Origin of the sequence: Microcoleus sp. S36a_B3, assembly GCF_036700745.1 — a bacterium.
GTDB lineage: Bacteria > Cyanobacteriota > Cyanobacteriia > Cyanobacteriales > Microcoleaceae > Microcoleus.
The window spans coordinates 173,649-185,033 of record NZ_JAUBPN010000013.1 but is presented as its reverse complement, the minus strand read 5'-3'; the positions used below and the strand labels follow the sequence as shown (position 1 = coordinate 185,033).

Sequence of the window (11,385 nt, the reverse complement as noted above, 5' to 3'; positions counted from 1 at the left end):
ATCTTGCACTAAACTCTCGATCGCGCGATCGTATAACCGCGCCGTGTAACCTTTCTGCACTTATCCAGCAAGCCCTAAATAGTTGGGGATCGCTCCCAAAAATTGATTTACTGTGATTGTTCAGAGATATCTTGACAGGTTCAGTAATGCCTCCCTATTATTTCATCGTTGTAATTTTCAATGCTACGGTTGGTGGTGGCTGCGAGTGAAATTAAGAGTTTTAGAACCCCGAAAAGTTTTAATCTTGGGTTTAACAATTCAAACAATTTTTACCATGTTTTTTTACCTGGCAGTTTTCAAATACATATCAATACCTCTACCTTTGATGGAGCGCTGGATTTTTAGTTGGATTTTGCCATTTTCTGCAGGTCTATTTTTGGGCGCAACCTATGACAAAATCAAACCCGTTCTAGAACGCAGAAAAATGCAACTTTTAGGAGCAACTATCCTATTTTATCTAGCAAGCATTTGGGAATATTACCTGCTCGGCGAAGTTAATGCGGAGGAATGGTTTCTGCGATCGTTTTTTAAAATATCTGCTCAAGCATACGCAATTTTATTCGTCTTGTCAGTCCTGGCATTTTCTAAAAAAATCGCACTTCCCGAGAAAGTATCTGGGTTAGTCAAAATATTGGCTGCTTATTCATTCCTTATATATCTGCTAGATTCGACAGTCGTGCAATATGTGTTGTTAGTGTTTTATAAATTTATTGAACCCGTACCTCCGCTGCTGAAGCTCGGCTTTTTAGTTACCGGGACGTTGTTGGCTTGTTTGGCGATTATTTACATCTTGCAGAAAGTTTTACCCAAAAAATACAGCCAGTACATTCTGGGAATTTAAGCAGATTTTGTAGGTCAGCGGGTAGTCTTGCATATAGCCTTTCTCAAGCGTGGTGAGGATAGCCCTATGCCCTATGCCCTATGCCCCATGCCCTATGCCCCATGGCCTATGCCCTATCCCGGATAGTATCTCATAGGAGATCTCGAAAGGCTATAGCCTTTATCAAAAAGGTGAGAAGTCAGTCGATTTTAGATTTTAGATTGAGGGATTCGGGGATTGAGGAATTGAGGAATTGAGCGATCGATCGATACCTCATCGAGAGTGAGACCAGCTATATCTCCTTACACCCTCGGTATCCGTTTGGCAAGGGCGGCAAAAACCGGACTGTTTACCTGCAACCACCAGCGCTGGCGAGCTCGCCAGCGCTGGTGGTTGCTTCCAGGTGAATCAGAAGGATTTGAATACTTTTTCGTCTCTGTTTTTGTTTGAGTCCGGTTAAACCATTGTCGGCAGAATTGAGGTTTCAAAGTCGAGCGATCGCCCTAGTTGAATCTAGTTTAAGATTATTCTCAGGCCTGTCAAAAAATTTCAATGAAACTTTTAATTAGCAACGACGACGGCATCTTTGCCCTAGGCATCCGCAGCCTCGCCAACGCTCTCGCCACCGCAGGCCACGACGTGAGCGTAGTTTGTCCCGACAGAGAGCGCTCCGCTACAGGGCACGGCCTAACCATGCACCAACCCATCCGCGCCGAAATTATCGAATCTGTTTTTGACCCCGCCATCAAAGCTTGGGCTTGTTCGGGCACTCCCGCCGACTGCGTGAAATTAGGTTTGTGGGCTTTACTTGACAAACCGCCGGATTTTGTGCTTTCCGGGATCAACCACGGGCCGAATTTAGGTACGGACATCATCTGTTCTGGCACGGTTTCGGCAGCAATGGAAGGAATCATGGAAGGCATTCCCAGCATTGCTTTCAGCCTCGCTAGCTATACTTCGCAGGAATTTGGGCCGGCGGTGGATTTTGCTGTCACCTTGCTGGGACAGTTGGAAAAACAGCCAATGGCTAAACCGACGCTGTTGAATGTCAACATACCAGCGGTGACACAAGCAGAAATTACCGGAGTGGCGATCGCCCGTCAAGGCATTCGGCGCTATTTCGACATATTTCAAAAGCGCACAGATCCGCGCGGCAAAACTTATTATTGGCTGGCTGGGGAATTGTTAGAAGATGTAGAAGAAACCGCCGATCCGTCGGTGGCTCATGCTATTCCTACAGACGTACAAGCTATCCGCAACAATAGAATAACCGTGACTCCGCTGCAATACAATCTCACCTGCCATCCCGACTTGCACTCGTTGCGCGATTGGCAATTTGAAGGTTTTTTCGAGCAGTGAGCTCAGATCGACCAGATCGCGGCTGTAAACTAGGAATTAAGGATAAAGTGCCTGTAAAGGTTTATGCCTTTGGCGTTACACAAGCTCTCAATTGGTTGTTAGTTTTTTTACTCCAGAAAAACAGTTATGAACGCTCCCACCTATAACACCCATTCTGTCACTTGCCCGATTTGCAACCGTTCCAGCGTCCTCGGCCCCGTTGGAATGGTCAGCGGACTGTTCACTTGTCCCCACTGCCATTCCCACATGGTAATTAGCTGGAGCGGTCATTTTGTGCGCGATCCTTTTAGTCTCAAACAAATGACGGTAGGAAAAATGCTCAGGCGTCAGAGCCGGCCCCTAGCTCGCCTCCAGCGAGACTTTGGGTTCGGCAAGCATTTTCCGCTGCTGGCAATTTTGGGAAGCGTGGTATTTTTGGGATGCGCGATCGCAGCTACGGAACAATCGCTGCCCAGACAAAATTCATTTCAAGGATTTTTAGAGTGGGTAAGCGGAACTGACAATTCCCAAGATGTCTCGCGTTAACATTTCTAAAAATAGATTTTCACATATCTTGTATGAAAATATCTATTCCTTTAGGTATAAATAACGACAGAAGACTTGCGGATTTCGAGTTGCAACCGGATTTTTGATGGTTGTGGCGGGCTATAACCTGTGTATTTTGTAAAAAACCCGGTTTACGATCGCCCTTGCGTAAGTGCTAGTAGTGGGAAATTATACCAATTTTCAAAAGTAGCCATACTTTTAAGAATTGGTATTAAATCCAAAAAAGCCGATCGCAAAACCGCAGATGCAAGGCAGATGCAATGCCGATAAACGCAGATTATTTGCCCAAAACAGAGCGATTGAATGCAGTGCAACTCTAATTGAGAAATTCCGCAATTTTGCTCGCTGCAACTGTTAAAATTTCTGGTGGCTCGACTAAGGCAAATCGCACGTAGCCTTCTCCTGATTTCCCGAAACCGGCACCGGGGGAAGCTGCGACTCCTGTACTCTCTACTAGCTGAGTGCAAAATTTGATGGAATCAGATGTCCAAGGTTGGGGCAGTTTCGCCCAGACGTACATGGTAGCGGGGGGTACGGGTACTTCCCAGCCGATGTTTTGTAGGGCGCTTACAAAGCTATCCCGCCGTTTTTTGAAGGTTTCTACACTGCTTCTGACGGTATCTTGAGGGCCTGTTAATGCGGAGACCGCTCCGTTCAAAATTCCTAAATATTGGTTGAAGTCTACTGCGGCTTTGATCTGTCGCAGGGCTGCAATTAGCTCGGAGTTGCCGATCGCGTATCCGACTCGAAAACCTCCCATGCTGTAGGATTTAGATAGTGTAAAAAACTCGATCGCCACACTCTTATCTCGATCGGCTTGAAAAATTGACGGTGCCATCAATTTACGGTTTTTCTCGATATCCTCCGAGGCCGCGCGCGCACCATCCACCGCCCCTGCGGCATCGTCAAACACCAAATCCACATAGGGGAAATCGTGTACTAAAACCAGATCGTGTTGGCGACAAAAAGCCACGGCTTTCTCAAAAAAAGCCAGCGGGGCGATCGCAGTTGTAGGATTGTGAGGATAGCTCAAAACCATCATCTTCGACTGAGCCAGCACGGGCATCGGAATATCTTCAAAAACTGGTAAAAACTGATTTTCTGCTAATATTGGCATCGGATAAATTTGACCGCCGGCCAAATACACGCCGCCTGCGTGGGAAGGATAACCCGGATCGAGCAACAAAGCAAAATCTCCGGGGTTCATTACAGCTAAAGGCATATGCGCCGTGCCTTCTTGGGAGCCAATTAACGGCAGCACTTCTGTTTCTGCATTAACTGAAATCCCAAATTTTTGTTCGTACCAGCAAGCTGCTGCTTCCCGGAAAGTTCGTGTCCCGTTAAACAGTAAATAGCCGTGGGTGCTAGAGTCTGACAATGAATGGGCGATCGCATCTGTAATATGAGCCGCCGCAGGCAAATCGGAAGAACCCAGAGACAAATCTATCACCTTTTTTCCCGCTGCTTTAGCGAGAGACTTTGCCCGATCCATATCGGCAAATACATTAAATTGCAGGGATTCTAAACGTTTGGCAAATTGCATATTTTTTGTGTATGGTTGAGGATATTATTGAATGTTTTTATAATTTTTGAACTATTCTATTTTTTGAAATTGCCTTTTAATTTGCTTGCGAACAAGATTTTTTTTGACTTACCGCAGAGAGCGCAGAGGGCGCTGAGTTTGAGAGGAGTATTGAGGAGAAAATAGAGATGTTCAAAAATATTTGTGCTTGCTATAGTTGTGAGTTGGGAGTTGGCAACTCCCGCATCGTTTCCCAACTTTATAAGTGACCTTCGAGCAAACCGAGCAAAGTTTGTTTGGTAATAGCTCCCTCGTGGGAAAGCACTACTTCGCCATTTTTAAACAGTCTGAGTGCTGGGACTCCTTCAACTTTATACTGCTTGACAGTATTAGGATTGGGGTCAATTTCCATCTTGACCACTTTCAGCTCGCTGTAGTTGGTCGCCACCCAGTCTATCGAAGGCGCGATCAGTTTGCAAGGCCCGCACCAACTCGCCCAAAAATAGGCAAGCACTGGTTGCTCAGCTTTCAGGACTTCTGTTTCAAATTTTTCGTCGTTAATGACAATTACACTGTTGCTCATGGTTCTGCGATTAATTTTGCTATTTATTTCTCAAGCACCTACGGGCTTGAAACTTGCACCAACTTTGAAGACAGCTCCAAAAAACTGTTACTAATTTTAAAACATTCTGCGAATTATTGACTGTAAACTGAGGACTGGGGACTGATGGCTAATTCTGTTTGGCGTTTAATTCCGCTGCTGTCAGCGTCTGGGAGGTTGCAGATGGCGATCGACAAATGGCTGCTGCAACAGCATCTAGCCCAAAAACATCCGCCAACTCTGCGATTTTACACCTGGCAACCAACGGCGATTTCCTTGGGCTACCACCAGCAGCGCTGGCCGGAGTTTTGGGAGCAGCTATCTTGGCAGGGAATGCCTGTAGAATTGGTGAGGAGGCCTAGCGGCGGGCGCGCCGTGCTCCACCAAGGAGATTTAACTTATGCAGTGGTAGGGTCAGGATTTGGCAGCAGTCGCCTGAAAGCTTATCAGACTATTTGCGAGTTTTTGATTGAGGGTTGGAGGGCGATGGGTTTAGACTTGCACTACGGGGAAGCTAAACGGGGTTACATTCACAATCCGAATTGTTTTGGTACTGCGACGGGTGCTGATTTAGTTACGCCCGATGGCTGCAAGTTAATTGGTAGCGCGCAATTGCGCCGGGGCGATGCTATTCTGCAGCACGGTTCGATGCGCTTGCAACCGGATGTTAGTTTGTTCGATCGAGTTTTTGACGAAAAATCAATTCCTGTCAAATTACCTCTATCTGAAGGGGGAGATGATTTGATTGCAACTGTAATTGATGTTTTGAGTGCGGCGGCTTGTCGCTGTTTTGAGATTGATTTGGAAGTGCAGCCACTTTCGGAGGAGGAATGGCAGGATATTTGGGAAACAAGTAACAAGCTATTGTAAATTTAACTTTTGCGAACAGCCAAGACTGCCGTTATACAAGAGATTTATTGTATAAATATTCGCTCCTGGAAGAGCGAGACAGATCGGCTTGTTAGCAGTTAAATTGTCTGTTAAAAAACAATCCAACTTGTGTGAGTTAAGCCCCAAAGCCCGCCCTGGATATACAATATAGCCTTTCTCAGTAATATTAGGTGCTAGGAGTGGGCATAGGGCATAGGGTATAGGGCATAGGGCATAGGGCATAGGGCATACCTCACAAAGCTTTAGAACCGCTATAGAACTATTACAAAAGTCCTTTTCATCCAGAGTTATAATTTAAATGCGCGGCAGCTTGTACGCAGATAATTTCCAGATTGTTGATGAATTCTGAAAAAAATCTTTTTTTTGGCGTAACACTTGTTACACCTATGATTGCTTTGCTTCCGAGCGCTTCACTTCCAATGACGAGACGCTTGACAGTTCAGTAGAGTATTTACAATCTAATTTTTCTTTTTTAAACTCAACAAAATAAATTGAGTTCTCTCTGCTTCATGAAAATTGTCATCGCTGACTAAAACAACACTTTGGCTGCCGTCTGGCAACTGCGGCCCGAGAGTCATTCCCTCTAAATTGTACAGCGGAATTCCCAGTTCGCTCAAGTCGAGCAGCAACTTTTTCCTCACAGGCTCGACCATTGCCATTGTTCCTTTAAAACTCTTGATTCTCGAAGTATCTGTCGCCGCTCCAGCCGCTACTTGATAAATTCTAGCGCTGTATCCCGACAGCCCAAAAGAACGCTCTAAACTCAGAAATTGACCGCCGCCAACAGTTACTAATTCTGTTAAATTGTTCAACAAACTCATGGGAACTTGGTCTAGCTGGTAAAGATTTTCTGAGACTAATTGCGGCGTTTTATCGACGATGATATAATGTAAAATGCGTATTTTGCTTGCTTGTTCCGGGTCTGCATCTTGCATTAATGGTGCTGCCGTCGCTGCGAACAAGCGAAACGGATCTAGACCGCCCGGACTAAAGGTTTCTGGGTCGATGCTTAAAGATTCAAAACCTGAATTGTCCAGCACTCCTTGCTGCTGTTGTTCGTCGCTGGCATCGGGAATGTAGCGGTTGGGAATAGGTAAATTACCCCGCAATTTCCCGGTTGTGAGGTCAAATTCGCCGACAAAAGGAGGGATGTTAGCATGGGTAAAGCCTCCGCTAGCGACAAATACTGAATTGCGGGGAGAAAGGGCGATGCCTTCGGGATTTATGGAACCCCAAGCAAAGGTTTCACCGTCTGTTTTTTTGAGGGAGGTAACGCTTTCAACGGCAACTTTTTTCAGGCGAATACTTGCTGGATCGCTGGAGGCGAGATCGAGTCGGAGACTGTAAAATCTGGCTTCTCCGTTTTCGCTCTTGTCGTCGGAAAGAGCGTAAAATCGATAAGCTTTGGAAGTCACGCCACTAATACCTTTTGGATCGTAGGTAATTCCTGACAAGCCGCCGACTGGTGTTCCTTCAAAATTCATTTTTGGCAATTGATACTCTCCCAAAAATTCCAGGGACATTTCAGGAAAAGAGCGGTCTTTAGCAACTGCAGGAGGCGCGCAAGCGGTGCATATGGTTAACAGAATTAGGGTTAAACTGAATAAGCGCAAAAGCCGATCGCCCAGCGCCTTAAAATCCCAATAATTGCTCAGTATGCTAAATTTTATTTTCTTGCTCTTGTTGAACAGTTTGCTTTTGTGCCATCTTTGTGACATAATTTATACCATTTTGTAGATATGCAAAATTTGATGTTTCGAGCCCAGATGCCGAATCGCGGTAGTCATATTTCTTTTATGAGAAATTCTGTACCAATTGGGTGCTTGCTTTTTTTGTGGTTGTGTGCTGGTTCTATTGCTAGCGCCCAAACTAATCCACCGGGCCTCGATCAATTTTCTCCTAATCCTCTAGAAATTACCACCCCCGATCCGCTAGCTCCCGCCAGTGAGCCTTTGAGCAGCAGTCAGCGGGACGAACTGACAGCGGCTTTGGAACAGTTAAACTTAGAAGCAGCGGCTAAACTACAAGCTGGAGATGGGGCTGGTGCTTTTGATATTTGGTTCCGAGAATTGCGGCTGCGTAGGTATCTGGGCGCGGCGGCGGAAATTGCTGCTTTGAGTCGGGTAGGAAGTGTTGCTTGGAGTAGCAGTAAAAACATCGAACTACAGCTTATTACTAAACGGCTGGAAGCAATTTACAAACAACTGAAATCGCAAGTACCGATCGATCTTGATTTGCTCCAGGCTTTGGCTGCGGCTTTTAGCCAGGTGCGGGCTAAGGGCCCGACTGTAGAAGTTTACCGACAAATTCTCGAAAATGCGCGCCAAAACCAAGATATATTGGCTGAGGGTCGGATTTTAAAGGCGATCGGGCTAATTCACATTAATTGGCTCAGTTACGAAAAAGCTGCTCCCGTGTATGAGGAATTGGCAAGTTTAATTCAGGAAAACCGCGCTTTATTTGCGGCTAATGCTGGGGTACAAAATTCTGTTTTATCGGCGGGAAACGGCGCGCCGCCGCAGCCTGTAACTGCTCCAACTGAGGTGGATGCTTTGAGACAGTTGGCCTATGTTTACCAGCAGTCGAAACAGCCCCTAAAGGCGATCGCAGCCAGGGAAAAATTAGCATCCGTGTATCTTAACCTGCAAAACCCCAGCGCTATACCGCCGCTAAAAATGGCGATCGCCACCGATTACCAAAGTATAGGTCAAATCAACTTAGCAGCTCAATACTATCAGGAAGCTTATAATTTAGCTGTTCCCATTCAACAGTACGCTCAGGCTAGCGAAGCTTTAGACAAATTAGCATTGCTTTACCGAGCGCAAAAGCAGTGGGAGCCGACTTTGCGGATTTATCAAATGCAGTTGCTGTTGGAAGAGCGGGCTTACAATTGGTACGGATTGATGAATGCTTACGACAATATCGGTCAAGTTTATCAGGAAATGAAGGCTTACGATAAAGCTTTGGAATCCTATCAAAAAGGGTTGGAAGTAGCGAAAAGATTGGGGCACCGAAAAGAGTATTTTGCTAAGAAGATTCTCAAGGTCAACAAGCAATTGCAAAGAAATTCGTAGTTGTTAGCAGGTAACAATGACAAATTGCAAGGTTAGTAATGTGCCGTTGCTGAATACAAATATGAATTCAAGATTTCCCAATTGCTATAAGCTAAGTATGGTGAGCTTTGTGATATCGCAAAAATTTGATTCATACCGTGAATCAGCAACGCCAGAACACCACATTTTGGTTGGGATTCGTTCCTAGGGCCCAACCTACTGTTTACTGCTGTTTGCTGATATTTGTGCAAGATATTGATTCTATTTGTTAGAATTATTAGTTAGATCTATTTTACAGTCTTTGCCATCAATGACCATTTCCTCACCAGTAGCAGATACCAAAAACAAATCCGGCCAGGAAACAGACTGGCGGTTATTCATGAGGTTGGCATCTTACGCAACCCGCAGCAAACGCTTGCTGATTATTTCGATCGCACTATTAGTACCGCTAGCAGTCTCAGGAGCAATTCAACCGATTCTGATCGGACAGGCAATTTCGGTAATTCGAGCGGAACCTACCTATGAGTTTTTGCGGGGATTGCCTTTATCTACTGCATTAAACGTGTTAGCAGTTTTGCTGATGCTAACTATAACATTTAGATTGGGACTGCAATCAGTTCAAGGCTATTTAGTCACGAAAGTAGGGCAAATAATTACAACTGATATTAGAAATGATTTGTTCGCCCACGTCACATCGCTAGCAGTGAGATTTTTCGATCGCACTCCTGTCGGTAAATTGATGACGCGCCTTACCAGCGATGTCGAAGCTTTGGGAGAAGTATTTTCGAGCGGGGCGATCGGGATTGTCAGCGATTTATTTTCAATTTTAGTAATTGCCATTTTCATGTTTACCATGCAGTGGCAACTAGCTTTAATGTTGGTGACAATCATGATACCAATTACTGCACTAATCGTTTATTTTCAAAACCAATATCGCCGAGCAAATTACACTACCAGAGAAGAACTTTCCGATCTTAACGCCCAACTGCAAGAAAACCTGACTGGTATTGGCGTAGTGCAGCTATTCCGCCGCGAAAGATTCAACTCAGAATTGTTTAGAGTCACTAACAAACGCTACATCAAAGCAGTTGACACCACAATCTTTTATGACTCTGCGGTATCTGCGACATTGGAATGGATTGCTTTAGTGGCAATTGGAGCCGTTTTGTGGCTGGGCGGTGAAAAAGTTCTGCAAGGTAGTCTTAACTTTGGTACTCTCTCGGCATTTATTTTATTTGCTCAGCGTCTCTTCGATCCGTTGCGGCAATTTGCCGAGAAATTTACCGCGATTCAAGCAGGATTTACCGCTGTCGAAAGGATTAGCGATATTCTTAACGAACCGATCGAAATTCAAGATCGAACTATCGTACAGACAGAAGAAGGAAGAGGGCAGAAGGAAGAAGGAAGAGGAAAGAGGGAAGAGGGAAGAGGAAAGAGGAAAAAGGGAAGAAGGGAATATTATTCGCCGCTGTTAATTACCGGTCATCCTGAGACAATTTCCTATAACTTATCTTCAACTGAGCCAGAATTGGTAGAGACTAATCCAAGTCCCAAAACTTCAGAATATCGTCTATCAATCAACAATCGACCATCGACAATCGACCATCGACAATCGAATGAATTCGCATCAGGAGAAATCCAATTTGACAATGTGTGGTTTGCCTACAAAGATAACGAACACGTCCTGCAAAACCTCAATTTTACGATCGCATCCGGCGAAAAAGTAGCATTGGTGGGCCCCACCGGTGCGGGCAAAAGTTCGATTATCCGTCTCCTGTGCCGCCTTTACGAGCCGACGCAAGGACGCATTCTCATCGATGGTGTGGATATTCGCGATTTGCCTCAAGCAGAATTGCGCCGACACGTAGGCGTGATTATTCAAGATGGCTTTCTATTTGCTGGGGATGTGAAGAGCAATATTAGCCTGGGAGAAAATTACTCTATTGAGGAAATTGAAGCAGCAGCAGAAAAGACTAATGTTGCTCGTTTAATCGAACAGTTACCTCAAGGTTATGACACGCAATTGCGGGAACGGGGAACGAATCTTTCGGGGGGACAAAAGCAATTATTAGCGTTTGCTCGCGCGGCGATTCGCAATCCCAATATTTTAGTTCTAGACGAGGCTACTGCTAGTTTGGATGTGGGGACAGAAGCTTTAATTCAAGAGGCTTTGGAGCGTTTGATGGAGGACAGAACGGCTATAATCATTGCCCACAGGCTCTCGACTATCCGAAATGTCGATCGTATTTTGGTGCTCAAACGCGGACAGTTAGTAGAGTCTGGAACCCACGAAGAATTGTTGCAGCAAGAAGGGTTATATGCCAGTTTGTACAAGTTGCAAATGCTGGGAAGTTAATATCTGAAGGAAGAAGGAAGTTCGGCAACGAGCAATGTACGGGATGTAACGGATGTAACGGATGTAACGGATGTAAGTCCGTCGGAAGAAGGAAGAAGGAAGAGGGAAGAAGGAAGAGGGAAGAAGGAAGAGGGAAGATTTGGCTCGTTACCAGGCTCTGCCTGGTAATGCAGGTGCGGAGGCTCTGCCTCTCTTTATCCCTCAGCTTCTGGAGAGAGGAGTGTGGCAGATTTAATT

General features: G+C 45.4%; 9 protein-coding genes. 6 read left to right on the top strand and 3 right to left on the bottom strand.

The genetic code is table 11. From position 1 onward, the window contains the following. The first annotated feature begins 205 nt into the window (after positions 1 to 205). From QUA01_RS16245 to QUA01_RS16235, 3 genes are all read left to right on the top strand, one after another. Positions 206 to 841: an acyltransferase family protein gene (locus QUA01_RS16245; RefSeq protein WP_333090743.1), complete on the top strand. Its 636-nt coding sequence runs from the start codon at positions 206 to 208 to the stop codon at positions 839 to 841. A 531-nt stretch (positions 842 to 1,372) separates the two neighbouring features. Next, complete coding sequence (gene surE, locus QUA01_RS16240) at positions 1,373 to 2,179, top strand: 5'/3'-nucleotidase SurE (protein WP_333090739.1); 807 nt, start codon at positions 1,373 to 1,375, stop codon at positions 2,177 to 2,179. Between the two features lie 126 nt (positions 2,180 to 2,305). Further along, positions 2,306 to 2,704 (top strand): hypothetical protein, encoded by a 399-nt coding sequence (locus QUA01_RS16235; RefSeq protein ID WP_333090737.1) that lies wholly within the window; start codon positions 2,306 to 2,308, stop codon positions 2,702 to 2,704. A 337-nt stretch (positions 2,705 to 3,041) separates the two neighbouring features. Here QUA01_RS16235 and QUA01_RS16230 read toward each other — a convergent pair whose 3' ends face one another. Beyond that, positions 3,042 to 4,268, bottom strand: coding sequence for an LL-diaminopimelate aminotransferase (locus QUA01_RS16230; RefSeq protein WP_333090736.1), 1,227 nt, complete (start codon positions 4,266 to 4,268; stop codon positions 3,042 to 3,044). Between the two features lie 238 nt (positions 4,269 to 4,506). Continuing rightward, a complete protein-coding gene (locus tag QUA01_RS16225; RefSeq protein ID WP_194070951.1) occupies positions 4,507 to 4,830 on the bottom strand; it encodes a thioredoxin family protein in 324 nt (107 codons plus the stop codon). 144 nt (positions 4,831 to 4,974) lie between these two features. On the opposite strand from QUA01_RS16225, the gene QUA01_RS16220 reads away from it, so the two are divergent. Beyond that, entirely contained in the window at positions 4,975 to 5,718 is a 744-nt protein-coding gene (locus QUA01_RS16220) for a lipoate--protein ligase family protein (RefSeq protein ID WP_333090734.1), read from the top strand. A 479-nt stretch (positions 5,719 to 6,197) separates the two neighbouring features. On the opposite strand, the gene QUA01_RS16215 is transcribed toward QUA01_RS16220, so the two are convergent. Beyond that, positions 6,198 to 7,457, bottom strand: coding sequence for an esterase-like activity of phytase family protein (locus QUA01_RS16215; RefSeq protein ID WP_333090733.1), 1,260 nt, complete (start codon positions 7,455 to 7,457; stop codon positions 6,198 to 6,200). Between the two features lie 33 nt (positions 7,458 to 7,490). Here QUA01_RS16215 and QUA01_RS16210 point away from each other — a divergent pair, with 33 nt between their 5' ends. Together QUA01_RS16210 and QUA01_RS16205 are read left to right on the top strand one after the other, a co-directional pair. Then, positions 7,491 to 8,813 carry a tetratricopeptide repeat protein gene (locus QUA01_RS16210; protein ID WP_333090731.1) on the top strand — a complete coding sequence of 441 codons (1,323 nt, stop codon included), beginning with the start codon at positions 7,491 to 7,493 and terminating at the stop codon, positions 8,811 to 8,813. Positions 8,814 to 9,102: 289 nt separating this feature from the next. Beyond that, positions 9,103 to 11,148: an ABC transporter ATP-binding protein gene (locus QUA01_RS16205; protein ID WP_333090729.1), complete on the top strand. Its 2,046-nt coding sequence runs from the start codon at positions 9,103 to 9,105 to the stop codon at positions 11,146 to 11,148. Positions 11,149 to 11,385 lie beyond the last annotated feature (237 nt).